Genomic DNA, 24221 nt, shown 5'->3' on the forward strand with positions numbered 1-24221 from the left:
AATATGTGTCCGCCCGCCCCCTCAAGCCCGGGGATGCGCATTCCGATACACATCCAGCAAATGCGCCGCATCCACCTGCGTATAGATTTGCGTCGAGGACAGGCTCGCATGCCCCAGCAGTTCCTGGAGTGACCGCAAGTCCGCCCCGCGCCCAAGCAAATGCGTCGCGAAACTGTGCCGCAGCGCATGCGGCGTCGTCCGGTCCGACAGCCCCAGCCGCCCCCGCGCGCCCTGCACCGCCCGCCGGATCAAGGCCGCCGACAACGGCCCGCCGCGCGCGCCACGGAACAGGGGCTCGCCACGGCCAGCCGGATAGGGACAGGCCGCCACATAAGCCTCGATCGCCGCCCGCACCTGGGGCAGCAGCGGCACTTGTCGGCTCTTGCCGCGCTTGCCCGTCACCCGCAGCGTATCGCCAAGCGGCAGGACATCGCCCATCAGCCCCATGGCTTCGCCAATGCGCAGCCCCGCGCCGTATAGCAGCAGCAGCACCGCCCAATCGCGCGCGCCGATCCACCCCTCACGCGCGGTCTCGGCGATATCCTGCGCCAGCGCCACCGCCTCGTCAGGCGAAATCGGTCGTGGCAGGCCGCGCTTCACCTTCGGGCCTTTCAGCACAGGCACCCGCGCATCCTCGCCGCCGATGAACTTCAGGAAGCCGCGCACCGCCGACAATTCCCGCGCCGCCGACACATTGCCGATGCCGTCCATCCGCCGCGCCGTCAGGAAGGCGCGCAGATCGGCCTGCTCGACGCTCTGCAACAGGGCCGCCGTCGCCGCCTCGCCGCGATGTTCTTCCAGGAACGCGATCAGCCGCTCCGCCGTTGCCATATAGGCGCGCACCGTATGCGTGGAGCGCCGCCGGTCCAGCGCCAGATGCCGACGCCATCCTTCAACCATGTCACTGCCCGCGCTCATGACCTGAATTCTAGGCCATGACTTGCCCGAACGGAATCCCTTACCATGCACCGGACCTTGAAAATCCGCGCCAGATGGGCACATGAGGCGCATGGCAACCGCTCCTGACATGGCCGACATGCCCACCGGCACGCTGCTGCAGATTGCGCCGCGCATCGGCCGCGTCCTCGCGCCCAATCCGTCGCCCTTCACCTATACGGGCACGCAGACCTATCTGATCGGCACGACCGACCTCGCCGTCATCGATCCGGGGCCGGAGGATGAAGCGCACCTGAGCGCCTTACTTGCCGCCATCGGCGACCGGCCCGTCCGGGCGATCCTCTGCACCCACACCCATCGCGACCACAGCCCCGCCGCCGCGCCGCTTTCGGCGCAGACCGGGGCGCCTGTGATCGGCTGCGCGCCGCTCGTTCTCGACGATGACGGCCCGCGAGCCGACGCCGCGTTCGACCCGACCTATAGTCCGGACCGCATCCTTGGCGACGGCGAACAGGTGGCGGGGGAAGGCTGGACGCTCGAAGCGCTGGCGACGCCCGGCCACACCTCCAACCATCTCTGTTTCGCGCTGCTGGAGGAAAATGCGCTGTTCACCGGCGATCATGTGATGGGCTGGTCGACCAGCGTCATCTCGCCGCCGGACGGCGACATGGCCGACTATATGCGGTCGATGCAGCGCCTGCTCGACCGGCAGGATGCGATCTACTACCCCGCCCATGGCGAACCGGTGCAGAACCCGCAGCGGCTGGTGCGCGGCATGATGGGCCATCGAAAGCAGCGCGAAGGCCAGATCGTCCGTTTCCTTGAGCGCAACGGCGCGTCACAGATCCCCGCCATGGTGGCGGAGATGTACAAGGGCGTCGATCCGCGCCTCTATTCGGCGGCGGGACGATCGGTCCTTGCCCATCTGATCGACCTCGACGGGCGCGGCATCGCCGCTGCGGCGGAGGATGGCCGATGGCGGTTGCGCTGAACAGGCTTGGGACGCCCATCCTTGCCGCCCTGCTGGTCCTGATGATCGGCGGCGCGCTGCTGCTCGGCTTGCGCAGCTATGACCGCGATTATGTGGTCAGCGTCGAGGATGATGGGTCGGCCGTCACGAAGATCATAGCGGACCGCTTTGCGGGCGCGTCGAGCCTCAAGGTGTCCGAAATGTCCGGCACGATCCAGAGCACGGCGCGCGACGTGCGCGGCTTTGGCTTGCTGAAGTCGGATCAGGTCGTGAAGATGCCCTTTTCCGTGGACTATTTCATCGACGTCAGCCGCATCGGCGCGGACGATCTGGAATGGAATGCCGACAGCCGCACGCTGATCGTCAATGCGCCGGACGTGAAGCCCGCCAAGCCCAATGTCGATGAAGCGGCAAGGACGCTGGTGCGCACCAGCGGCCTGTTCGTCACCCGGCAAGCGGGCGAGGAATTGAGCCGCCGTGTGTCCGCCCATGCGCAGGGCCGGGCCGAGCAGGAGGCGCGCTCTCCCGCCCGCATGGCGCGCGCCCGGGAATATGGCCGCGCCGCGCTCGCAAAGCTGATGGCGGCGCCACTGGAAGCGGCCGGGCAGGGTGGCGCGCGGGTGATCGTCACCTTCCCGGCGGAGCGCGCTGGTGACAATCGCGACCAATGGGACGTTACGACGCCGATCAATGAGGTACTGGCCAACCGCCGCGCCGCCCGCTAGGGGCGCGCAGGGCAAGGCCCGTGAGGAGTTAGGGACATGAACGCCATCACTGGAATTCCGCAGGGGACTGACCTGCGCGCGGAGATCGACCGGCTGCGCAAGGAACGCAACGCCGTCATCCTCGGCCACTACTACCAGAAGCCGGAAATTCAGGACCTGTCCGACTTTGTCGGCGACTCCCTTGAGCTATCGCGCAAGGCGGCGGAAACCGACGCCGATGTCATCGCCTTTTGCGGCGTGCGCTTCATGGCCGAAACCGCGAAGATATTGAGCCCGGAAAAGATCGTCGTCCTGCCCGACATGGACGCCGGCTGCTCCCTTGAGGACAGCTGCCCGCCCGCCCAGTTCAAGGCGTTTCGCGAGGCGCATCCTGACCATATCGCCTTGAGCTACATCAACTGCTCGGCCGAGGTGAAGGCGCTGTCCGACATCATCGTCACCAGCTCGTCCGCCGAAACCATCCTGTCCCAGATCCCGCGCGACCAGAAGATCATCTTCGGTCCCGACAAGCATCTGGGCGGTTATCTGAAGCGCAAGTTCAACCGCGACATGCTGCTGTGGCCGGGTGTCTGCATCGTCCATGAGGCGTTCAGCGAGACGGAACTGCTCAAGCTCAAGGCCCAGCATCCCGACGCGCCGATCGCCGCGCATCCGGAATGCCCGCCCTATATCGTCGACCATGCCGATTATGTCGGTTCGACCAGCGGCATCCTGCAATATGCCAAGACGATGACCGGCGACACGCTGATCGTCGCCACCGAACCGCACATCATCCACCAGATGCGCAAGGCGGTGCCGGAAAAGAATTTCATCGGCGCGCCCGGTGCGGACGGCAACTGCAACTGCAACGTCTGCCCCTATATGGCGCTCAACACGATGGAAAAGCTCTACCTCGCGCTGCGCGACCTCCAGCCGCGCATCGAGATGGAGGAAGGCCTGCGCCTCGCCGCCAAGAAGAGCCTCGACCGGATGCTGGAACTGGCCAGCGGCACGGTGGGCAAGGGCGACGTGGGCAACCGCTGAATTTCTGTTACCGAACAATAATCCGTTCTGGCTGAGCCTGTCGAAGCCCCTTTCCTGGCAGGGAGGGAGAGCCCTTCGACAGGCTCAGGGCGAACGGGGTCAAAATTTCATCTGGACCCTAAGGGGATTTCCATGACCTTCACCTTGCCCGGCTTCGATCTCGACGCCTTCATCGCCTCCACTCTCGCCGAGGATCTCGGCCCTGACGGCCGCGACGTCACGAGCGAGGCCGTCATTCCCGCCGATGCGATCTTCGAAGGGGTGATGGACAGCCGCGACGCTGTCACGCTGGCGGGGCTACCTATTGCTGCCGCCTTCTTCCGTGCGGCCGACCCGGAGGTGGAGATCGAGCTGCTCCGCCAGGACGGCGATCGCGTTGCGGCGGGCACCGACATCATGCGCATCCGGGGCAAGGCGCGCGCCATGCTGACGGCGGAGCGTTCCGCCCTCAACACCGTCCAGCACCTGACCGGCGTCGCCACCATGACCCGCGCCTATGTCGATGCGATCATGGGCACCGGCGCGACCCTGCTCGACACGCGCAAGACCATCCCCGGCCTGCGCGTGCTGGAAAAATATGCGACGCGGCAGGGGGGCGCGACCAATCACCGCATGGGCCTGTGGGACGCGGCGATGATCAAGGACAATCATGTCGCGGTCGCAGGATCGGTCGAGGAAGCCGTCCGCCGCGCCGCCGCCGCGGGGATCGAGCGCATAATCGTCGAAGTCGACCGCGTCGACCAGATCGAACCCGCGCTCGCCGCCGGGGCCACGCATTTGCTGCTCGACAATATGGACGCGCCCACCCTGCGCGGCGCGGTCACGCTGGTAGGAGGCCGCGTGCCGACCGAAGCGTCGGGCGGCGTCACGCTCCAGACCATCCGCGCCAAGGCGGAAACCGGCGTCACCTATATCAGCGTCGGCCGCCTGACTCAGTCCGCCCCCGCCGCCGACATCGGCCTGGACTTCGCCTTTGCGTAAAGGGCTGCTGGCCCTGCTCCTGCTCGCCGCGCCAGCCCCCGCGCTGGCGCAGGCGGCTTATTGTTCGATCCCGCAGCAAGTTCCCCGCCCGCGCATCGAACTGCCACCGTCCAATGAGCCGCGCCGCCTGCTCCCAATCGCTGGCTACACCCTCGCGCTCAGCTGGTCCCCGCAATATTGCGCGACGGTGCGGGGCGGCGACAGCGCGTTCCAGTGCAGCGGGCGCAACGGCAAGTTCGGCTTCGTCCTGCACGGCCTCCGGCCCGAAGGCAGCGGGCGCGACTGGCCGCAATATTGCCGCGCCGCCGATCTTTTGCCTCGGCAAGTCATCCGCCAGAATCTCTGCGCCACGCCGTCTGCCCAGCTGCTCCAGCATGAATGGGCCAAGCATGGCAGCTGCATGACGACGCGGCCGGAGCTCTATTTCAACCTCGCCCGCGCCTTGTACGAGGGCATCCGCTATCCCGACATGGCTCAACTGGCCCGGCGCGACACACTCACCGTCAAGCAGTTCACCGCCGCGTTCGCCCGCGCGAACAAGGGGCTGTCGCCTGGCATGATCCGGGTGAAGACCGCGCGCGGCGGCTGGCTGAGCGAAGTCTCGCTCTGCATGGACCGCGCGATGGATTATGCCCGCTGCCCCGCCAGCCAGCGCGGCGCGCCCGAAGCGGCCAAGCTGCGCATTCGGCCCGGCCCCAACATCCTGCCGCCCAAGGCCCGCGCCGCACCTGCCCGCCGCCCGGCGCTCAAGCTGGACCTGGATCCCAACGCGCAAATCCCCTCCGACTAACGCCGCCTAGGCGTCGATCGTCACCGTCGAAGGATGATGCTTGTCCAGATGCTTGCGGATGATCCGCAGGTTCTTGGTGTTGGACTTGAACAGAAAGTCGAACACATCGCCCGCAAAGGGGATCGCGCCCACCAGCGTGTCGAACCCGACATTGGCCGCCATCCGCGTCAGCTGCCATTTCGGCATGCCGAGGTTGCGCGCTTCCCACACGATCCAGGCACCCATGGCCGCAGTAGCGATGTCGCCGACCACCGGGATCAGGCCGACCAGGCTATCCAGCCCCACGCGCCGGTTCGTGCCGGGGATGACGAACATCCCCTCCAGCATCGCTTCCATCGCCTCGATCCGCCGCCGCACGGACGCGGGATCGCGGCCAAAGCCCGGCATGTCACGCACCATCCGGTCGAACTGATCCTGCGATAACGCCATGGCTGATCCTCCTCGTCCTTGGGCTCACGGCCTAATTGGTGCCGCGGAACAGATGGTTCAATGGATGCCGCGCACGGGGCGATGGCATGAAACCGGTCAGCCGCCGCGTGACCAGCGACCAGCGGACAGGCGCGCCCAGCGCGATGTAGCCGTTATGCGCCTGCATCAGCGCCTCGGCCTGCGCCACCCGCGCCATCCGCTCTGCGGCGCTGGTCGCGAGACTTGCCGCCTGCAACTGCGCATGGGCCTCTTGCGAGCAATGCACCTTCCGCGCGCAGCCCACCCGGCCGAGATACCAGAGAACGCTGTCATAGGCGGCGACCTCATCGATCAAGCGCAGGTCGGCGTCCGCCTTCATCCCCACCCGCTCGGCATCAAGGCCGATCAGCCCCAGATCATGGCGAATGAGCGCGAACAGGCTGGTTGCGCCCGGTCCTTCGGGCAATGCCACGCGCAGCGGCGGCGGATCGCCATTGTCGCTGCGCCAGCGGCGGATGGCGGCGCTTGCCGCCGCGCGCCGGTCATCCAGCGACAGCCCCGGCCAATCCGGCGCCGTCGGCATGCGGGGCAGGTCCATCTGCGCGGGGACGATCTGCTCGGTGATCGCCCACCCTCCCAAGGGGAAGAGGATCGGCAACTGGCTGCGGTCGATCGCCATGTTGATCGCCCGCCGCACGCCGTCATCGTCGAGCAGCTTGCCCTTGCCCGTCACCGCGAAGCCCAGCAGCCCCTGCACCGGATCGACCCGCACGGCATCGCGGTCCACGCCTGCGGGCACCAGCAGCGGAAGGTCGGCGAAGCGCCCGCCCAGCACCGCCTCTGCCCTGCCTTCACGGAAGCGGATGATCGCCAGCGCCGCCCGTTCCGCGCGCAGGATACGCGTTTCCCAGCCCGCCGCCTTCGCCTCCTCGCCCTCTTCGCCGTTGCTTGCCCTGTCGACCGGCGTCAGGATCAGCGCCTTGCCCCATTTTTCGCGCCGGTAGGGGCCAGTGCCGCCCTGGCGCGACAACAGGCCCATCTGCGGCTGCGCCAGCATCTGCAACAAATAGGGCCGAGGCTGGGACAGGCGGATTTCGATCACCTCGCCGGTCATCGGCACGACCGCCTCCACCGCATCCAGCGGCCCATCGGGGTCAAGCCGCCGCAACGCATCGATCCGGGCGGTCAGCAGCCGGGCGACATCGCCCGCCGTCACCTTCGACCCATCGGGCCATTCGGCACGGCGCAGGCGAAAGATATAGCTTCGCCCATCCTCCTCGACGATCCACCGCTGGGCAAGCGCGGGCAAGATCTCGCCGCTCGCGTCGAAGGCCACCAGTCCCTGCGCCGTCGCCTCCAGCATCAGCTTCGCGCCGGGGTCCGGCAGGTTTTCGAGCGGCTTGGAAAAATCGGCGGGCGATCCGATCACGCTCACCGTCACGGGCCCGCTCGCCTCCTGTGAGCAGCCCGCGATCATCGCGGCCGTGCCCAGAAGGACAGCCATGGATCGAAGCAGGGGAGCAGCCACGGTCATTCGTATGACTGGCTTAGGGTCAATGGCGGTGAAGTTGAAGCATGTACATGCATTAAAGCGGCTCGGGCGCGCGCCGTTCCCGCCGGGGTGGGAGGATCGGCGCTTATCTCACCTGTCCCGGAACAGGATTTTGTTAACCACGACTCCGCATTGGCCGCTCTGCCTGCCGCGCCTATGTCTTTGGATATGCGTATCCTGTCCACGATCCTGCTCGTTTCCGCCGCCGCTGGCGCCGCTGCCCTGGCGCAAGGGATGCCGACGCCCTTTACCGTGGCGGAGAGCGGGCGGGGCTACAGCGCGCTCAAGGATGCGGTGGCGGCGATCGGCAATGGCAAGGGCACGATCCTGATCGCGCCCGGCACCTATGCCCAATGCGCGGTGCAGCAGGGCGGCGACGTCGCCTTCCGCGCCCAGACGCCGGGCAGCGTCATTCTCGACGGCGTGCCATGCGAGGGCAAAGCGGCGCTGGTGCTGCGTGGCCGGTCAAGCAGCGTCGACGGCATCATCTTCCAGAACCTGCGCGTGCCCGACGGCAATGGCGCGGGCATCCGGCTGGAAAGCGGCAACCTCACCGTCACCAACAGCCTGTTCCGCAACAGCGAACAGGGCATATTGAGCGGCGATGCGCCGGGCAACAGCGTCACCATCGACAAATCCACCTTCCGCCATCTTGGCCGGTGCGACCGTGATCTGGATTGCGCCCATGGCATCTATATCGGCCGTTATGGCAGCCTGAAGGTCACGCGCTCGCGCTTCGACCAGGGCGATGGCGGCCATTATCTGAAAACCCGCACGGCGCGCGTCACCATCACCGGCAACAGTTTCGACGACAGCCATGGCCATCTCACCAACTATATGATCGACCTCTCCAACGGCGCGAGCGGAGAGATCAGCGGCAATGAAATGGTGCAGGGCCGGGACAAGGACAATCACAGCGCCTTCATCACCGTCGCACCCGAAGGGCGCGAACATGACAGCAGCGGCCTGTCGATCGCGGGCAACAGCGCGTCTTTCGTGCCGGGGCTGCAACGCGGCAGCAGCTTCGTCGCCAACTTCACTGCCGACCCGGTGAAGATCGGTGCGAATCGGTTGGCGGGCGGCATCAAGGTCACGGATCGCCGCTGACTGGGCGCTCTGTTGACCGGCCATCTTGCGCGCGGCCAGGCCAGAACCGATAATGCGGCATGCGCACGACCTATGATTCCGCCACCGTCCGCCTCTATCATTTGAGCGACAGCGAAGAAGGCGGCGCCGCCACGACGCTTTTTTACGGCCCGTTAAGCGAAGCCGTGCATATCGCGCAGCAACAGCCCGAAGAGATTCAGGACGGGCTTTTCATCGCCACCGACAATGATGTGGTTGCCTGGTTGGATTTGCGGGGGGACTGACGAGCCCTTCGAAGTAGGAGGGATAGATGCGCAAGTTGGATGGCTTTTTCGAAGTCCGCTATGACAGCGATCGCAACCTCCTGCTTATCTCCACTTCGGGATTCTGGAATCTGGATGTCGTCGATCAGTTCGGCCGCGCTATAGCCGACGTCGTGCGCACCGCTGATCCCCTGTGTGATACCCTCGTCAACAGCCGCACGGAAATCCACTCGGCGGAAGTCAGCGAGGCGCTGGGCCGCCTCGCTTATTCTAACAAGGATTCAGAAACGGGCCGGATCGCGGTCGTCTCGCCTTCGATGCTGCTGCGCATGCAGACCAAACGGTTGGAGAATGTCATCACCAGCTACGGCTATTTCGCAACCGAACAGGAAGCCCTCGACTGGCTCGCGACACCTGCCGAAGCGGTGGCGTCGCCGACCCGTGCGGTTGGCTGAGGCGATCATCAGCGCCTCAGTGCGCGACCATGTTGTGATCGTCACCCCGGACTTGATCCGGGATCTCGCTTTTTCTGGACGCTGCGAGACAGTCGAACCCGGATCAAGTCCGGGAGCGACGCTTAAAGGCTGATATTCACCCATCCGCGAAGCCGAACGGCGCATAACCACGGCGGAAATCCTCCGGCAGCATTTCACGGCCGATCGGCGGCGCTGACCGCGCCATGCACTGGTTCCGGTGGCACAGGCGGCATGTGAGCCCGATGGGCGTCGGCTCGGACGGCCCCATCCCCTGCGTGTAGATCAGCCGATGGGCATGGTCCGCGGCGCAGGCGAGCGCAATCGCCCGCTCGACCCGCGGCGCGCCCCAGCCGCCACCGCCAGCAGTTACCCTGCGCGCAATCGAAAAGAAACGCTGCCCATCGGGCAGTTCCAGCCATTGCGTCACCACTTCGTCCGGGCGTTCGAACACATGATGGATCGACCAGAGCGGGCATGACCCGCCATGGCGGGCAAAGGGAAAGCCCGCGCCGTCCAGCCGCTTGCTGATATTGCCCGCCTTGTCGACGCGCAGGAAGAAGAAGGGCACCCGTTCCTGCCCCGGCTTCTGCAGGGTGGTCAGCCGGTGGGCGGTCTGTTCAAAGCTTGTCCCGAACTGCCGGGCCAGCGCCTCGACATCGTAGCGTCGTGCCTCCACTGCCTTGGCGAAGGTGCCATAGGGCATCAGGATGGCCGCCGCGCCATAATTGGCGATGCCCTGGCGCGCGAGTTGCCGCCCGCTCGCGCTGGAAAACTGCCCGTCCTTCAGCAGCATTTCCATTTCGCCGCGCATTTCCAGATAGGCGATCTGCAGCGCCAGCTGGAACGCGGTGCTTGGTCCGTCCAGCGCGTCATTGACCAGCACAGCGTCGCGATGCCGGTCCAGCCTGCGCATCGATCCCGCCATCACGTCAGGCGGCAGGCGGCGGATGCGCAGGCCATGTTTGCTCTTGAGCCATGCTGCCGTGCCGCCTGCCTGCTCGATATCCGCTGCCAGCCGTTCGCCCGCATCGTCGAGCGGCGGGAAGCTGTTGCGCCGCGCGCCCAGGAACCGGCGGGCATCGGCCGAAGGATCGGGGGCCTGCTCCGCTGCTTGCGTGCGATCGCTGCTCCGGTCCGCCAGTGCCAGCTGCTCTTCCCGATAGGCGGTATGCAGCCGCAGCAGCGCTTCGCTGAACCCCGGATAGTTGATCGCGACATCCTGCATGGCGAGCGCGGGCAGGTCGATGTCCGCGAACATCGGGTCCTTCAGCACCGCCTGCAGCCGGGCCGTCTGCTCCGCGCCGCCGTCTCCCGCCAGTTCGCTCATGTCCATCCGGTAGGTACGCGCCAGCCGCAGCAGCATATCGGCGGTCAGGGGCCGCTGGTTGCGCTCCAGCAGCGCGACATAGGATGCGGATATCTCGAGGTCCGCCGCCATGTCCGACTGCGTCAGCCCCAGCTCCCGCCGCAGCCGCCGCAAGCGCGGGCCCATATAGACGGGACGATCCTTGGCCATGAATGCGGGGCTCCTGTGCAGACCTTACAACTATACAGAAGAAGTTTGTAAAGATCGACAACTGAACCGCACGACCCCTCCCGGCCCGGCCCGCCTTCCCCCAAAACGCGTTCAACTCGCTACTTCATTCAGGGGATTTCCATGACCTACGCCCAACAGATCACCCGCGCCTCATCGCTCCTGAGCGACGAACCCAACTGGAACGGCATCGCCGCCGACTCGGTCGCCCGCATGCGCCTCCAGAACCGTTTCCCCACCGGCCTCGACATCGCCCGCCACACCGCCGCCATCATGCGCCGCGACATGGCCGCCTATGATGCCGATCCCGCTAACTACACCCAGTCGCTAGGCTGCTGGCACGGCTTCATCGGCCAGCAGAAGATGATCAGCATCAAAAAGCATTTCGGCACAACCAAGGGCAAATATCTCTACCTGTCGGGCTGGATGGTCGCGGCGCTGCGTTCCGAATTCGGCCCGCTCCCGGACCAGTCGATGCACGAAAAGACCAGCGTTCCCGCGCTGATCGCGGAACTCTACACCTTCCTGCGCCAGGCCGACGCCCGCGAACTTGGCATGCTGTTCCGCGACCTCGACAAGGCGCGCGAGGCGGGCAACGAGGTTGAGGTCCATCGCCTCACCACGGCGATCGACAATCACGAAACTCACATCGTCCCGATCATTGCCGACATCGACGCCGGATTCGGCAATGCCGAGGCCACCTATCTGCTCGCCAAGAAGATGATCGAGGCCGGGGCCTGCGCGCTCCAGATCGAGAATCAGGTTTCGGACGAAAAGCAGTGCGGCCATCAGGACGGCAAGGTCACGGTTCCGCACGAGGACTTCCTCGCGAAGATCCGCGCCTGCCGCTACGCGTTCCTCGAATTGGGGGTCGATGACGGCATCATCGTCGCCCGTACCGATTCGCTCGGCGCGGGCCTCACCAAGCAGATCGCCTTCAGCCGCGAGCCCGGCGACCTGGGTGACCAGTATAACAGCTTCCTTGATGTCGAGGAGGTCGCCGACCCGTCCACCCTGCGCGGCGATGTCGTCATCGCCCGCGACGGCAAGCTGCTGCGCCCCAAGCGTCTCGCCTCCAACCTCTTCCAGTTCCGCTCCGGCACCGGCGAGGATCGAGTCGTGCTGGACTGCATCACCTCGCTTCAGAACGGCGCGGACCTGCTGTGGATCGAAACCGAGAAGCCGCATGTCGAGCAGATCGCCGCCATGGTCGATCGCATCCGCGAGGTCATTCCCAATGCCAAGCTGGTCTACAACAATTCGCCCAGCTTCAACTGGACGCTGAACTTCCGATGCCAGGTGTTCGACCGCTGGCAGGCCGAGGGCAGGGATGTGTCCGCCTATGATCGCGCCCGGTTGATGAGCGCGGATTACGACGCCACCGACCTTGGCCGCGAGGCTGATGAAAAGATCCGCACCTTTCAGAAGGACGCCGCGGCGCGGGCGGGCATCTTCCATCACCTCATCACGCTGCCGACCTATCACACGGCTGCATTGTCGACCGACAATCTGGCGCGGGACTATTTCGGCGAGGCCGGGATGCTCGGCTATGTCGAGGGCGTCCAGCGCCGCGAAATCCGCGAAGGCATTGCCTGCGTGAAGCACCAGAATATGGCGGGCAGCGACATCGGCGACGATCACAAGGAATATTTCGCTGGCGAGGCGGCGCTGAAGGCTGGCGGCGCGCACAACACGATGAACCAGTTTGCTGCCTAAATTAGGAAAGGAGGAAGAAGATGACTGAACCTGCAAGATCCCGCGCGGTTTTCTCGACCGAGGATTTCTCGCTGCTGAGGACCGCGGTGGCGGAATATCTTCAGAAGGTGAAGGACACGCCGGATTCGGTGAAGTTCGCGAACCTCTATCACCGGCTCGGCCGCTTGCGCTAATTGCCCTTGCCGGTGACAGGGGCCCCGCCGCCGACGGCTCTCGGCGGCGGGCTTTTGCCGACTTTGCGCTTTCGCCCAAACTGGCAGACGCTTATCCTGAAGGCGTCTGAACCGATGGGAGAGCCCCCATGCCCTATACGCTCGTCACCGCGAACCGGAATTATTCCAGCTGGTCGCTGCGTCCATGGGTGTTGATGAAGGCGCTCGCCATTCCGTTCGATGATCGGATCGAGCCGTTCGCGCACAGCACCAACTATGCCGCCTTCCGCTCCTTCTCTCCCACCGGACAGGTGCCCGTGCTGATCGACGGGGAGCGAACCTTGTGGGATTCGCTTGGCATCACCCTCTATCTTGCCGATCGCCATCCGGCTGTCTGGCCGCAGGGTGAGGCTGCCCGCGCTTTCGCCCAATGTGCCGTCGCGGAAATGCACAGCGGCTTTGCGACGCTGCGCAACGAATGTCCGATGAATGTGGGCGTGCGCGTGGAAATGGACATGCCCTCGCCCCACCTCAACCGCGACATAGCCCGGCTGTCGGAACTGTGGGGGGAGGGGCTGAAGCGCTTCGGCGGGCCGTTCCTCGCAGGCCCGGAGTTCAGCGCGGTCGACGCCTTTTACGCGCCGGTCGTGTTCCGGGTGCGGACCTATGGTCTTGATGTCGGGCCTGTGGCGCGCGGGTGGGTCGATCATATGTTGAATCATCCCGCCATGCGCGAATGGGAAGCCGCCGCACTAGCCGAGACCTGGCGGGAGGAAGGCCATGAGGCGGAAGTGGGTGCCGCTGGCCGGATCATCGAGGATCATCGTGCGTCCTGACTGCCGACGCAAAGCAGGCCATGGCCGGGAAACAGCAAATATTGGTCCGTGCCCCCTTTCGCCGCGCCCGCTCTGGGTCTAGGGGGAAAATATCATGGTCAATCCTCGCACGTTGTACGAAAAGATCTGGGACGCTCATGTCGTTGAACGCCGTCCCGATGGAACCTGCCTCATCTATATCGACCGCCACCTTGTTCATGAGGTGACGAGTCCGCAGGCTTTTGAAGGTCTGCGCATGGCTGGCCGCCCGGTGCGCCGCCCGGACCTGACGCTGGCGGTGCCGGATCACAATCTGCCCACGACGCCGCGCCGCGATGCGCAGGGCAACCGCATTCCCATCGCCGATCCAGAAAGCGCGCAGCAGCTCGCCGCGCTGGAACGGAACGCGCCGGAGTTCGGCGTCCGCCTGATCGGCGACGCTGACCGGGAACAGGGGATCGTCCATGTCGTGGGGCCGGAGCAGGGCTTCACCCTGCCGGGCACGACGCTGGTCTGCGGCGACAGCCATACAAGCTCGCACGGTGCGCTGGGCGCGCTGGCCTTTGGCATCGGCACGTCGGAGGTCGAGCATGTGCTCGCCACGCAGACGCTGCTGCTGAAGCAATCGAAGACGATGGAAGTCGTGGTCGAGGGGGAACTGGGCTTCGGCGTAACGCCCAAGGATGTGGCGCTGGCCATCTGTGGCCGGATCGGCACGGCAGGCGGCACCGGCTATGTCATGGAATATCGTGGCTCCGTCTTCCGCGACATGTCGATCGAAGGGCGGCTGACGGTTGCCAACATGTCGATCGAGGCGGGCGCGCGCTCCGGTCTCTTCGCGCCGGACGAAAAGACTTTCGCTTACCTGAAGGATCGCCCGATGGCCCCCAAGGGCGCCGATTGGGATGCCGCCGTCGCTTATTGGAAGACGCTGGCCACCGACGAAGGCGCGCAGTTTGACAAGACGGTGGTCATCGATGCCGCTGATATCGTGCCCAACGTCACCTGGGGAACCAGCCCCGAGGACGTCGTGCCGGTGACGGGCGTGGTTCCCGATCCGGAAAGCTTCGCCGACGCGTCCAAGCGCGCCGCCGCGCAAAAGTCCCTCGATTATATGGGCCTGACTGCCGGGCAGCGGATGGAAGATGTGACGGTCGAGCATATCTTCATCGGCAGTTGCACCAACAGCCGGATCGAGGATCTCCGCGCAGCTGCCGCTCTGCTCAAGGGCCGCCATATCGCGGAACGCATCAAGCAGGCGCTGGTCGTTCCCGGCTCCGGCCTCGTCAAGCAGCAGGCGGAAGCCGAAGGGCTGGACCGCGTCTTCACCGAGGCGGGCTTTGAATGGCGCGAGCCGGGTTGCTCGGCGTGCCTGGGCATGAATCCGGACAAGGTTCCTGCCGGAGAACGCTGCGCATCCACCAGCAACCGCAACTTCATGGGCCGTCAGGGTCCGGGATCGCGGACGCATCTCGTTTCGCCTGAAATGGCGGCGGCGGCGGCCATCACCGGCCATTTGACCGACGTCCGGGAACTACTGAAAGAAAAGCAGGGAGAGGTGGTCGCATGAAGAAGGTATTCTGGGTGCTGGCGCTTGGCGCGCTGGCCAGTGCCGCCATGGCGGCGACCCTCGGGCGGGCGGAAGACAGCCGCTCCCTGGAGACCAAGCGGGCGCATTGATGGACAAGCTGAATATCGTCGAGGGCAGGGCCTATCCGTTCGGGATGAAGAATGTCGATACCGACATCGTCATCCCGGCGCATTGGCTGAAGACCATTTCGCGTGCGGGCCTGGGGAAGGGCGCGTTCGAGGTGCTGCGCAAGGAACCGGGTAACGTCTTCGACGACCCGGAATATGCGGGCAGTCCGATCCTGATCGCTGGCGACAATTTCGGCTGTGGCTCCAGCCGCGAACATGCCGCCTGGGCGCTTGCCGACCTTGGCATCAAGGTCGTGATCGCGCCCAGCTTCTCCGACATTTTTTCGGGCAACGCCTTCAAGAACGGCATTCTGACGGTCGTCCTGCCCCAGGAAGCGATCGACCGGCTGATGGAGGTCGCGAAGACCGACCCTATCCACGTCGATCTGGAACATCAGACCGTGACGACCCAGTTCCAGGACCGCTTTCAGTTCGAGATCGATCCATTCCGCAAGCACTGCCTGCTCGGCGGGTTGGACGAGATCGGATTGACGCTGGGACAGGCCGACACGATCAGCCAGTTCGAGGCGAAGGACGCGGGGGCACGGCCCTGGCTTGTTCCCGCCGTTGCGTAAGCGGCCCGACTTTCCTATCTGGATTGAGACTTCAGCTTCTTTTTACAAGGCATAGGCATGACCACTTTCGATGATCGCGAAAAGGCCTTTGAAAATATGTACGCTCGTGACCAGGAGATGCAGTTCCGCATCCAGGCGCGGCGGAACCGGCTGCTCGGCGAATGGGCCGCAGCCAAGATGGGCCTGACGCCGGAAGAAACCGACGCCTATGCCAAGGCCGTGGTCCAGGCCGATTTCGAGGAAGCAGGTGACGAGGATGTCATCCGCAAGCTGGTCGGCGACATGACGCAGGCTGGTCTCGACATTGACGAGGCGGGCGTTCGCTCTGCTCTGGAAGAGCAGCAGGTGATCGCGCGCCGCCACTTCATCGAAGCCCAGTAAGCAGAACGGACGCTTGCCATGCCGATGGCTGCCGAAGACATTGCGGATATGATCCGGGCGGCCATTCCGGACGCTGAGGTCGAAATCACCGACCTTGCCGGTGATGGCGATCATTACGCGGCGCGAGTCGTGGCCGAAAGCTTTCGCGGCATGAGCCGGGTCGCGCAGCAGCGCGCCGTCTATGCCGCGCTTGGCGGCCGCATGGGCGGGGTGCTCCACGCCTTGCAACTGACCACTGCCGTTCCCAACTAACCGCTATCATTTATCATGCGCGCCGCCGGTGATTGCGGCGCCCGACAGGACTGGACCAACCCATGACCGACGCCGTGCATCAACGGATCGCCGATATTGTGAACAGCAACGATGTGGTTCTCTTCATGAAGGGCACGCCGTTGTTCCCCCAATGTGGTTTTTCCAGCCGTGCAATTGCCATCCTCGATCATCTGGGCGTTGCCTATGAATCGGTCGACGTACTGCAGGACCAGCTGGTGCGGCAGGGCATCAAGGCATTTTCGGATTGGCCGACGATCCCGCAGCTTTATGTGAAGGGCGAATTTGTCGGCGGCAGCGACATCATGATGGAAATGTACGAGGCTGGAGAGCTTCAGCAGCTCATGGCCGACCAAGGGGTCGCTGCAGCTAACTGATCAGGAGTGTCGTTCAGAGCTTCAAGCTTGGGATCGGAAACGCTCGGGGCCGTTCGCCCTGAGCCTGTCGAAGGGCATCGCTACTTTTTAGCAAGACGAGAGCTCTTTCGACTGACACTTGCAGCAGGCGCTCAGACGGGCTTCGACAAGCTCAGCGCGAGCGGGTTGAGGACCCGGAATAGAAACATGCTGCCCTAAACTTTCACTATTTCCGGCAGGATTGCGTCCAGCAGCAGCATGGCCGCTGGCGTGATCCTCAAATGCTGACCCTGCCGCTCGATCAGACTGTGCTGCGCAAGCCGCGCCACCGCCGCCTCATCAATCAACTGCTCGACCGGCAGGGCCGACAGTGCCGATATACGTTCAAGGTCGACGCCTTCGGCCAGCCGCAATCCCATCAGCAGTGCCTCACGCCCGCGATCTTCGGGCGTCAGCATGTCCTCGCTTTGAAGCCCGTGGCCGTTTCGCTGTACTGCGCCCATCCAGTTTTCCGGTTTTTTGTGCCTGAGCGTCGCCATGCCCCCGCGCCGTCCATGCGCGCCGGGACCGACCCCCGCATAAGTGTCGTAACGCCAATAGGTCAGATTATGGCGGCTTTCCTGACCCGGCTTGGCATGGTTGCTGATCTCATAGGCGGGCAGTCCAGCCGCCGCCGTCATTGCCTGCGTCTGTTCGTAGAGAGTGGCGGCATGATCTGGATCAGCGGGCGTCAGCTTGCCCTGCGCCACCAATGTCGCGAACCGCGTGCCGGGCTCGATCGTCAGCTGATAAAGCGACATATGATCGGTGCCGAAGGTGAGAGCGCGCTTCAACTCCGCTTCCCAGTCTGCCTCGCTTTGGTCCGGCCGGGCATAGATGAGGTCCAGATTCACCCGGCCGAATACCGACTGCGCCACATCCAGTGCCGCCAGCGCTTCGCGGACATCATGGGCGCGGCCGAGGAAATGCAGCGCCTGATCATCCAGCGCTTGCACGCCCAGCGACACACGGTTGACGCCAGCGCTGGCCAGGTCCGCGAAGCGCGCTGCCTCCACTGAACTGGGGTTGGCTTCCAGCGTGATCTCCATGTCCGGCGTCGGTTGCCAATGGCTGGCCGCAGCGTCGATGATGCTCGACACGATTTGGGGCGGCATCAACGATGGCGTGCCTCCGCCGAAAAAGATCGAGGACAGCGGCCGTCCGCCAATCAACTCCGCTTCATGGGCAAGATCGTCCAGCAGCGCGGCGCGCCAGGCATCATTGTCGATCTCGGCCCGAACATGGCTGTTAAAATCGCAGTAGGGACATTTCGAAACGCAAAATGGCCAATGCACATATAGGGCCATGGGTTCAGGCGCGCGGGCCGTAGAATCGATAAGGGGCAGGGACATGAGTGGGGGAGTTCTTAGACGGCTTTGTGCTGCACGGCCAGCAATGGCGGTGATGATGAGCGTGGGGATTGCCGCTCCTGCGGTGGCGTCCCCTTCCGGCCGGGCCGCGCCGGTTGAGAGGGTCATGCCCGCCGCTTATTATGGCATGGAAGAAGCGAAGCGCGGGGACATGCTCCTGCGCGAGGTCGTGCTTGGCATGCATAATGAAGAGCGTGCATCGCTCGGCCTTGCGCCGCTCGCCTGGGACAATGCGCTTGCGCAGGATGCCGCCCGCTATGCTACGGAGATGGCCGTCACCAACCGGTTCCAGCATTCTCCACGAGCGTCTCGCGCCATCCCTAGCGGCGAGAATCTCTGGATGGGGCCGCGCCGTCTTTATGGCTACGGCGTCATGATCGGAGCGTTTATCGAGGAAAAGCGGCTGCTTCGCGCTGCTGGCAAGCTGCCGGATATCAGCATGTCAGGCCGATGGGAGGATGTCGGCCATTATACGCAGATGATCTGGCGCGGCACGCGCAAGCTTGGGTGCGCCGTCGCCGAGGGGCCGAATTACGACTATCTCGTCTGCCGCTATTTTCCGGCAGGCAACAGTTTCGGCAAGGGGCCGCTGGACCTGGAGGAGAATCCGCGTGGCGCGCAATTTGCGGGCGTAGGCGAATAACGCCCACGCCGGACGATGCTTCAGAAAACCGCCGCGACGAGCTGCGCGAAGGCATCGGCGCGATGGCTCATCGCATGTTTTTTCTGCGGGTCCATCTCGCCAAAGCTGATCGTGTGGCCTAGCGGCTGGAAGATCGGGTCATAGCCGAATCCCTTGTCGCCGCGCGGCGGCCAGCTGATGATGCCGTCCACGCGCCCTTCGAACGCTTCGACATGCCCATCGGGCCAGGCGAGCGCCAGCGCACAGATGAAGTGCGCGCCGTGCCCGGCATCGGGCCCCTTGGCTTCGATCGCCTGCCAAACGCGCTGCATCGCGATGCCAAAGTCCTTCGTCTCACCGCCCCAACGCGCGGAAAAGATGCCCGGATCGCCATTCAACGCTTCGACGCATAACCCGCTGTCATCAGCCAGAGCGGGCAGTCCCGACAGGTCCGCTGCCTGAAGCGCCTTCAGTTCCGCGTTGGCGATAAAGGTCGTGCCCGTTTCGTCGGGCTCGGGCAGGTCCAGCTCCCCCGCCGACACCGTTTCGATCCCGAACGGCGCCAGCAGATCGCCGATCTCCCGCACTTTGCCGGGGTTGTGACTGGCGATCACCAGCTTGCCCGGCCCCAGCTTGCGGATCGCCTGTTCCTGTCCGAAATCGTCGCTCATCAAGTCATTCTCCCCGTTCGCTCCGAGCATAGTCGAGAAGCGCGCAGTGCATAGATAGCATTTCTCGAAACACCCGAAGCGAACGGGTGAAAGACCTTATCGTCCCGTCGCCTTGTCCTGCGCGGCGAAAATCTGCGCGCAGCCGATCCGTGCGAGGCGCAGCAGGCGCAGCAGCTCTTCCTCATCATAGGCCGCGCCCTCGGCGGTCGCCTGCACTTCGGCAAATTTGCCGTCGCCGGTCAGGATCAGGTTCGCGTCCGTTTCGGCATTGCTGTCCTCGGCATAGTCGAGGTCGAGCACCGGCGTGCCTTCATAGATGCCGCAGCTGATCGCGGCGACCTTCTGAATGATCGGGTCTTCCGTCAGTGCGCCAGACGCCAGCAGCTTGTCGATGGCGATGCGCAGCGCGACCCAGCTGCCGGAAATGGCGGCGGTGCGGGTGCCGCCATCGGCCTGGATGACGTCGCAATCCACGACGATCTGCCGCTCGCCCAGCTTCTTGAGGTCGACCACGGTGCGCAGCGACCGGCCGATCAGCCGCTGAATCTCCTGCGTGCGGCCAGACTGCTTGCCCTTCGCCGCTTCACGGCTGCCGCGCGTGTGCGTGGCGCGGGGCAGCATGCCATATTCTGCCGTCACCCAGCCCGAACCCTTGCCCCGCAGGAAAGGCGGCACCTTCTCTTCCACCGAAGCGGTGCAGAGCACCCGCGTGTCGCCGAAGCTGACGAGGCAGCTGCCCTCGGCATGGATGGTGAAGCCAGGCTCCATGGTGATGGCGCGCATCTGGTCTGGCGCGCGGCCGGAAGGACGCATGATATTTTTCTCCGAAGGGTTCAGTCGGCGAGGGGCTTAGAGCATCGCGCGAAAAAGTGGGAACCGGTTTTTCGCAAAAAAGCGATGCGGCACTCAAATAACTGCGAGCATCGCGCGAAAAAGTGGGAACCGGTTTTTCGAAAAAAGCGATGCGATGACGAAATAACTGCGCGGGGCGTGCCGTCATGCCAGTGGCGATCGGCCAGAAAAATGCTAGGAAGCACCCCATGCAATTGCGTTGGATGATGATTTTCGCGGGCGCGGCCCTGACGGCGGGCTGTGCGGCAGAGCGGCCCGAGTTGGAGAAGCCTGTGGCCGCCGGTGACACGATCCGTTTTTCGGCGGGGCCCTGCTTCGGCGTCTGCCCGAGCTACAGCCTGCAAGTGACGCCTGACGGATCGGGGCTACTGGAGCCCGAGCGGTTCACGACCGTCCCCGGCGCCACGCGTTTCACCGTCACGCCCGCGCAATATCGCCGCTTCCGTGCCGCGCTTGCGCAGTTCCGGCCACCAGCGGGTACGGTAAAGCGCATTTCCCATGGCGAGAATTGCACGCGCTTTGCGACAGACATGCCGGGCTACACCATCGAATGGACAAGGGAGGAGCGGCCAGCCACGCGGCTGGAGTTCCAGTCGGGGTGCATGGACCCCAATTATGGGAAGCTGCGTGCAACCATCGCCGCCATTCCCCGCATGCTCGACATCGACGCCATGGTGAAGCCCTCCGCCGTTCGCTAGGGTCGATCAGCCCTGGCCCGGCTTGAGTGCGGCCAGTTGCTCCCCTAGATAGGGGCGCATGGCGGTCACACCGGTTACCGAATTGAATGAGCGGGCGCGCGACGTTTTCCGCCTGGTGGTTGAGAGTTATCTCGGCACCGGCCTGCCTGTGGGCTCGCGTACCATCAGCAAGATCGCCTCGCTCAGCCTGTCGCCCGCGTCCATCCGCAACGTGATGCAGGATCTGGAGGAGTTGGGGTTGCTGGCCGCCCCGCATACCTCGGCTGGGCGGATGCCCACCGAAACCGGCTTGCGGCTCTTCGTCGACGGCATGATGCAGGCGGCCGAGCCGTCGCCCGAGGAACGTCGCGCGATCGAGGCGGGCGTGGCCGAAGGCGGCCCGATCGAGGAAGCCTTGTCCGCCGCCACCGCTGCGTTATCGGGGCTTTCGGCTTGCGCGGGCATCGTCATGGTGCCCAAGCGGGAACCAGTGATGCGGCAATTCGGCTTTGTTCCGCTGAATGACCGGCAGGCGCTGGCGGTGTTGGTCGGGCAGGATGGCTCGGTCGAAAATCGCGTGCTGGACATGCCTGCGGGCGTGACGCCCGGCATGCTCGCCGAGGCGGCGAATTTCATGTCGGCGCGCTTTTCCGGCATGACGCTTCGGGAAGCGGGCGATGCTCTTCAGCGGGAAATGGAGGGCGAACGGACCGCGTTGCAGGGAGCCGCTCGCGAACTGGTGGCGCGGGGCATCGCCGTCTGGTCGCAGGATGCCGATGATCGCCCGGTGCTGATCGTGCGGGGGCAGGCGCACCTGCTGGACGACGGCACGGCGGCTGACCTGGAGCGCGTGCGGCAGTTGCTGGAGCAGCTTGAAGGCAAGCAGGAAATTTCGCGCCTGTTGGAAAGCGCGCTGGCGGGCAGCGCGACCAAAATCTTCATCGGCTCGGAAAACAAGCTCTTTTCCCTGTCCGGTTCTTCGGTCATAGCCGCGCCCTACCGGGGCGTTGACGGCCGTGTCGTTGGCGTGGTCGGCGTGATCGGCCCGACGCGCTTGAACTATGCGCGGGTGATCCCCATGGTGGACTTCACCGCGCAGACGTTATCGAGATTGATGAGATGAGCGAAGACAAGCTGAATATGGAAAATACCGAAGTCGTTGACGAACTGCCCGAGGATGCGGCGCCCGCAGGGGATGCTGCGGCAGAACGTTTGGCAGCGCTGGAGGGCGAGTTGGCGGCAGCGAAGCAGGATGCCCTGTACGCCCATGCCGAGACGCAGAATGTGCGGCGGCGGTTGGAAAAGGAACTGGCCGACACGCGCGCTTATGCGGCGACGTCCTTCGCGCGCGACATGCTGTCCGTCGCGGACAATCTCGGCCGCGCGTTGCAGGCCATTCCGGCCGATCTTCGCGAGGATGAAAAGTTCAAGGGGCTGGTGGCTGGCCTCGAAGCGACTGGCCGTGAGCTGGAGAGCGTCTTTGGCCGCAACGGGATTGAAAAGCTGGTGTCCGTTGGGCAGCCGCTCGATCCCAACAAGCACCAAGCGATGATGGAAGTGCCATCCGACGATGCCGAGCCTGGCACCGTACTGGTGGAAATGCAGGCTGGATATACGATCCGCGATCGCCTGCTGCGTCCGGCTTTGGTGAGTGTCGCTAAAAAGCCCGATTGATCGGCCCTGTTGATCACAATGCGATAAACCCGTCGGGCTTGTTCCGGCGGGTTTTTTCGTACGCGCGGGAGAAATCATTGGGGGGCAGATAAGATATATCTCCTCTTGATGCCTCGGGTTTAAGATATATCTAGATGCATCATGAAGCAGTTAATAGAGACGCATATGCATCATCATCATTCTCACAAAGGCAGGCACCTGCCGCACGGTCGTGGCTATTTCTTCGGCCCAGGAGGCTTCGGTGGCGGTTCTGCTCATGGGCAGGGCGGCCGATCTGGCAGGGGTCCGATGGGCGGGGGCCATGGCGGTGGGGGGCGGAGGCGGTTGTTCACCAACGATGCGCTGCAACTCATCCTCTTGAAGCTGATCGCGCAGGGGCCGCGCCATGGCTATGACCTTATCCGGGAGATCGAAAGCCTGTCCGGTCAAGCCTATGCGCCAAGCCCCGGCGTCGTTTATCCGACGCTGACCTTACTTGCCGACATGGGGCTCATCGCTGAACAGGCAGGCGGTTCCGGCCGCAAGCTGTTCGAGATCACGGAAGCCGGGACAGATCGTCTGGCGGAACAAGCCTCTGCCGTCGAAGAGGCGTTGGGGCGGCTGGCATCACTTGCTCAGCGCGCGGAGCGCGTCGATGGAGCCCCCATCCGCCGGGCGATGCACAACCTTTCCATGGCGGTGCGCGGGCGGCTTGAAAGGGAAGGGGCCGATTCCCAAACCATGTTAGACGTCGCCGCACTGATCGACGAAGCGGCCAGCAAGATTGAAAGGCTCTGACCCATGACCCTGACCGCCAATGTGCCGACAAAAAACGGCAGCCGCTATCTCCAGCAGCTTTGCAAGCATTGGAGCCACAAGTTTAAAACAGACTTCGATGCCGATCGAGGCATGATCGCCTTTCCGATGGGCCCGATCCGCATGGCGGCTGGTGAAGAGGCGCTGACCGTGACCATCGAACCCACGGAGGACGCTGACGTCGACCGTTTCAAGCAGGTCGTGGCCGAGCATCTTGACCGCTTCGCCTTTCGGGAAGCGCCGCTGAGCTTCGACTGGCATTAACGGCGTCAGTTATTTTCAGTCTGACGGCGGATCTTGTTCACTCAACCGCGTGGAATACGGCGGGCGCTGGCGAGATGATGGGCGTGCGTTATAGCGACGGCGAGCGCGTCCGAAGCGTCCGGTCCCGCTATCTTCGCGCCCGGCAGAAGCCGTGAAACCATGGCGTGAACCTGCTCCTTGGACGCGTTGCCGACGCCGACTACCGATTTCTTGACGAGTCGGGCGGCATATTCGCCCACTTCCATGCCCGACCGCGATGCCGCCAACAGCACGACTCCGCGCGCCTGGCCCAGCTTCAGCGTCGATTGCGGGTTCACATTGACGAACACCTCCTCGACCGCAGCGCCATTGGGCTGATGTTCGAGGATGAGGTCCGTTAGCGCAAGATCAAGCGCCAGCAACCGCGTCGCCAGCGCCATCTCCGCGTCGGTCTTGATCTGCCCGTTGGCGATGTGGGTGAGGCGGTTGCCAGCGGCGGCGATCAGGCCCCAGCCGGTGGTGCCAAGGCCGGGGTCGAGTCCCAGGATGATCATGGGATGGCGCTCAAACCGCACCCCAACCCTTCGAACAAGTCACTTGCCTTGCTTGG

30 protein-coding genes are annotated in these 24221 nt (G+C 64.4%); 22 read left to right on the top strand and 8 right to left on the bottom strand.

Annotated features, from left to right (window positions below; all coding sequences use genetic code 11):
* Window positions 1-21: 21 nt before the first annotated feature.
* On the bottom strand, window positions 22-918 hold the full coding sequence (locus NCHOL11_RS02415) for a tyrosine recombinase XerC (protein WP_097090906.1): 897 nt from the start codon (window positions 916-918) through the stop codon (window positions 22-24).
* Between the two features lie 91 nt (window positions 919-1009).
* On the opposite strand from NCHOL11_RS02415, the gene NCHOL11_RS02420 reads away from it, so the two are divergent.
* From NCHOL11_RS02420 to NCHOL11_RS02440, 5 genes are all read left to right on the top strand, one after another.
* Window positions 1010-1888, top strand: coding sequence for an MBL fold metallo-hydrolase (locus tag NCHOL11_RS02420; RefSeq protein WP_097090907.1), 879 nt, complete (start codon window positions 1010-1012; stop codon window positions 1886-1888).
* On the top strand, window positions 1873-2592 hold the full coding sequence (locus tag NCHOL11_RS02425) for a DUF4230 domain-containing protein (protein WP_097090908.1): 720 nt from the start codon (window positions 1873-1875) through the stop codon (window positions 2590-2592). Before NCHOL11_RS02420 ends, NCHOL11_RS02425 begins: the two co-directional genes overlap by 16 nt.
* A 36-nt stretch (window positions 2593-2628) precedes the next feature.
* Window positions 2629-3615 (top strand): quinolinate synthase NadA, encoded by a 987-nt coding sequence (gene nadA / locus NCHOL11_RS02430; protein WP_097090909.1) that lies wholly within the window; start codon window positions 2629-2631, stop codon window positions 3613-3615.
* Window positions 3616-3747: 132 nt separating this feature from the next.
* A complete protein-coding gene (nadC, locus tag NCHOL11_RS02435; protein WP_097090910.1) occupies window positions 3748-4596 on the top strand; it encodes a carboxylating nicotinate-nucleotide diphosphorylase in 849 nt (282 codons plus the stop codon).
* On the top strand, window positions 4589-5386 hold the full coding sequence (locus NCHOL11_RS02440; protein WP_097090911.1) for a ribonuclease T2 family protein: 798 nt from the start codon (window positions 4589-4591) through the stop codon (window positions 5384-5386). Before nadC ends, NCHOL11_RS02440 begins: the two co-directional genes overlap by 8 nt.
* A 6-nt stretch (window positions 5387-5392) precedes the next feature.
* On the opposite strand, the gene NCHOL11_RS02445 is transcribed toward NCHOL11_RS02440, so the two are convergent.
* Window positions 5393-5815: a DUF4112 domain-containing protein gene (locus NCHOL11_RS02445; protein ID WP_097090912.1), complete on the bottom strand. Its 423-nt coding sequence runs from the start codon at window positions 5813-5815 to the stop codon at window positions 5393-5395.
* A gap of 31 nt (window positions 5816-5846) precedes the next feature.
* A complete protein-coding gene (locus tag NCHOL11_RS02450) occupies window positions 5847-7298 on the bottom strand; it encodes an ABC transporter substrate-binding protein (protein WP_255254685.1) in 1452 nt (483 codons plus the stop codon).
* Window positions 7299-7514: 216 nt separating this feature from the next.
* Here NCHOL11_RS02450 and NCHOL11_RS02455 point away from each other — a divergent pair, with 216 nt between their 5' ends.
* From NCHOL11_RS02455 to NCHOL11_RS02465, 3 genes are read left to right on the top strand one after another with little or no spacing between them, the layout of a single operon-like run.
* Window positions 7515-8453, top strand: a complete 939-nt coding sequence (locus NCHOL11_RS02455; RefSeq protein ID WP_097090914.1) for a right-handed parallel beta-helix repeat-containing protein — start codon at window positions 7515-7517, stop codon at window positions 8451-8453.
* 59 nt (window positions 8454-8512) lie between these two features.
* On the top strand, window positions 8513-8716 hold the full coding sequence (locus tag NCHOL11_RS02460) for a hypothetical protein (protein WP_097090915.1): 204 nt from the start codon (window positions 8513-8515) through the stop codon (window positions 8714-8716).
* Window positions 8717-8742: 26 nt separating this feature from the next.
* Window positions 8743-9150: a hypothetical protein gene (locus tag NCHOL11_RS02465; protein ID WP_097090916.1), complete on the top strand. Its 408-nt coding sequence runs from the start codon at window positions 8743-8745 to the stop codon at window positions 9148-9150.
* 136 nt (window positions 9151-9286) lie between these two features.
* On the opposite strand, the gene NCHOL11_RS02470 is transcribed toward NCHOL11_RS02465, so the two are convergent.
* Window positions 9287-10687 carry a helix-turn-helix domain-containing protein gene (locus tag NCHOL11_RS02470; RefSeq protein WP_097090917.1) on the bottom strand — a complete coding sequence of 467 codons (1401 nt, stop codon included), beginning with the start codon at window positions 10685-10687 and terminating at the stop codon, window positions 9287-9289.
* 141 nt (window positions 10688-10828) lie between these two features.
* On the opposite strand from NCHOL11_RS02470, the gene NCHOL11_RS02475 reads away from it, so the two are divergent.
* The 8 genes from NCHOL11_RS02475 to grxD all read left to right on the top strand — a co-directional run bounded on the left by NCHOL11_RS02475 (window position 10829) and on the right by grxD (window position 16689).
* The gene (locus NCHOL11_RS02475; RefSeq protein ID WP_097090918.1) at window positions 10829-12421 is read left to right on the top strand and encodes an isocitrate lyase; all 1593 of its coding nucleotides are present in this window, start codon (window positions 10829-10831) and stop codon (window positions 12419-12421) included.
* A 20-nt stretch (window positions 12422-12441) separates the two neighbouring features.
* Entirely contained in the window at window positions 12442-12594 is a 153-nt protein-coding gene (locus NCHOL11_RS18135; RefSeq protein ID WP_176502165.1) for a hypothetical protein, read from the top strand.
* A gap of 128 nt (window positions 12595-12722) precedes the next feature.
* A complete protein-coding gene (locus NCHOL11_RS02480) occupies window positions 12723-13409 on the top strand; it encodes a glutathione S-transferase family protein (protein WP_097090919.1) in 687 nt (228 codons plus the stop codon).
* 94 nt (window positions 13410-13503) lie between these two features.
* On the top strand, window positions 13504-14958 hold the full coding sequence (gene leuC / locus NCHOL11_RS02485; protein ID WP_097090920.1) for a 3-isopropylmalate dehydratase large subunit: 1455 nt from the start codon (window positions 13504-13506) through the stop codon (window positions 14956-14958).
* Window positions 14959-15067: 109 nt separating this feature from the next.
* Window positions 15068-15661, top strand: coding sequence for a 3-isopropylmalate dehydratase small subunit (leuD, locus tag NCHOL11_RS02490; protein WP_097090921.1), 594 nt, complete (start codon window positions 15068-15070; stop codon window positions 15659-15661).
* Between the two features lie 57 nt (window positions 15662-15718).
* Complete coding sequence (locus tag NCHOL11_RS02495; RefSeq protein ID WP_097090922.1) at window positions 15719-16042, top strand: DUF1476 domain-containing protein; 324 nt, start codon at window positions 15719-15721, stop codon at window positions 16040-16042.
* A gap of 18 nt (window positions 16043-16060) precedes the next feature.
* Window positions 16061-16294 carry a BolA/IbaG family iron-sulfur metabolism protein gene (locus NCHOL11_RS02500; protein ID WP_097090923.1) on the top strand — a complete coding sequence of 78 codons (234 nt, stop codon included), beginning with the start codon at window positions 16061-16063 and terminating at the stop codon, window positions 16292-16294.
* A gap of 62 nt (window positions 16295-16356) precedes the next feature.
* Entirely contained in the window at window positions 16357-16689 is a 333-nt protein-coding gene (gene grxD / locus NCHOL11_RS02505) for a Grx4 family monothiol glutaredoxin (RefSeq protein WP_097090924.1), read from the top strand.
* 194 nt (window positions 16690-16883) lie between these two features.
* On the opposite strand, the gene hemW is transcribed toward grxD, so the two are convergent.
* Entirely contained in the window at window positions 16884-18059 is a 1176-nt protein-coding gene (hemW, locus tag NCHOL11_RS02510) for a radical SAM family heme chaperone HemW (RefSeq protein WP_097090925.1), read from the bottom strand.
* Window positions 18060-18114: 55 nt separating this feature from the next.
* On the opposite strand from hemW, the gene NCHOL11_RS02515 reads away from it, so the two are divergent.
* Window positions 18115-18720, top strand: coding sequence for a CAP domain-containing protein (locus NCHOL11_RS02515; protein WP_441339484.1), 606 nt, complete (start codon window positions 18115-18117; stop codon window positions 18718-18720).
* 20 nt (window positions 18721-18740) lie between these two features.
* Here the strand turns inward: NCHOL11_RS02515 and rdgB are convergent, their stop codons facing one another.
* Window positions 18741-19370, bottom strand: a complete 630-nt coding sequence (gene rdgB, locus NCHOL11_RS02520; protein WP_097092673.1) for an RdgB/HAM1 family non-canonical purine NTP pyrophosphatase — start codon at window positions 19368-19370, stop codon at window positions 18741-18743.
* A 96-nt stretch (window positions 19371-19466) separates the two neighbouring features.
* The gene (gene rph, locus NCHOL11_RS02525; protein WP_097090926.1) at window positions 19467-20183 is read right to left on the bottom strand and encodes a ribonuclease PH; all 717 of its coding nucleotides are present in this window, start codon (window positions 20181-20183) and stop codon (window positions 19467-19469) included.
* A 227-nt stretch (window positions 20184-20410) separates the two neighbouring features.
* On the opposite strand from rph, the gene NCHOL11_RS02530 reads away from it, so the two are divergent.
* The 5 genes from NCHOL11_RS02530 to NCHOL11_RS02550 all read left to right on the top strand — a co-directional run bounded on the left by NCHOL11_RS02530 (window position 20411) and on the right by NCHOL11_RS02550 (window position 23632).
* On the top strand, window positions 20411-20920 hold the full coding sequence (locus NCHOL11_RS02530) for a DUF6438 domain-containing protein (RefSeq protein ID WP_097090927.1): 510 nt from the start codon (window positions 20411-20413) through the stop codon (window positions 20918-20920).
* A gap of 58 nt (window positions 20921-20978) precedes the next feature.
* Entirely contained in the window at window positions 20979-22022 is a 1044-nt protein-coding gene (gene hrcA, locus NCHOL11_RS02535; protein WP_097090928.1) for a heat-inducible transcriptional repressor HrcA, read from the top strand.
* Complete coding sequence (grpE, locus tag NCHOL11_RS02540; RefSeq protein ID WP_097090929.1) at window positions 22019-22573, top strand: nucleotide exchange factor GrpE; 555 nt, start codon at window positions 22019-22021, stop codon at window positions 22571-22573. The genes hrcA and grpE overlap by 4 nt, the downstream gene beginning before the upstream one ends.
* A gap of 141 nt (window positions 22574-22714) precedes the next feature.
* On the top strand, window positions 22715-23350 hold the full coding sequence (locus NCHOL11_RS02545; RefSeq protein WP_255254686.1) for a PadR family transcriptional regulator: 636 nt from the start codon (window positions 22715-22717) through the stop codon (window positions 23348-23350).
* 3 nt (window positions 23351-23353) lie between these two features.
* Window positions 23354-23632 carry a DUF2218 domain-containing protein gene (locus tag NCHOL11_RS02550; RefSeq protein ID WP_097090931.1) on the top strand — a complete coding sequence of 93 codons (279 nt, stop codon included), beginning with the start codon at window positions 23354-23356 and terminating at the stop codon, window positions 23630-23632.
* 41 nt (window positions 23633-23673) lie between these two features.
* Here NCHOL11_RS02550 and ruvC read toward each other — a convergent pair whose 3' ends face one another.
* Complete coding sequence (gene ruvC, locus NCHOL11_RS02555; RefSeq protein WP_097090932.1) at window positions 23674-24165, bottom strand: crossover junction endodeoxyribonuclease RuvC; 492 nt, start codon at window positions 24163-24165, stop codon at window positions 23674-23676.
* Between the last annotated feature and the right edge of the window lie 56 nt (window positions 24166-24221).

The sequence above is a fragment of the Novosphingobium sp. Chol11 genome (assembly GCF_900218065.1).
Taxonomy (GTDB): Bacteria; Pseudomonadota; Alphaproteobacteria; order Sphingomonadales; family Sphingomonadaceae; genus Sphingobium; species Sphingobium agri.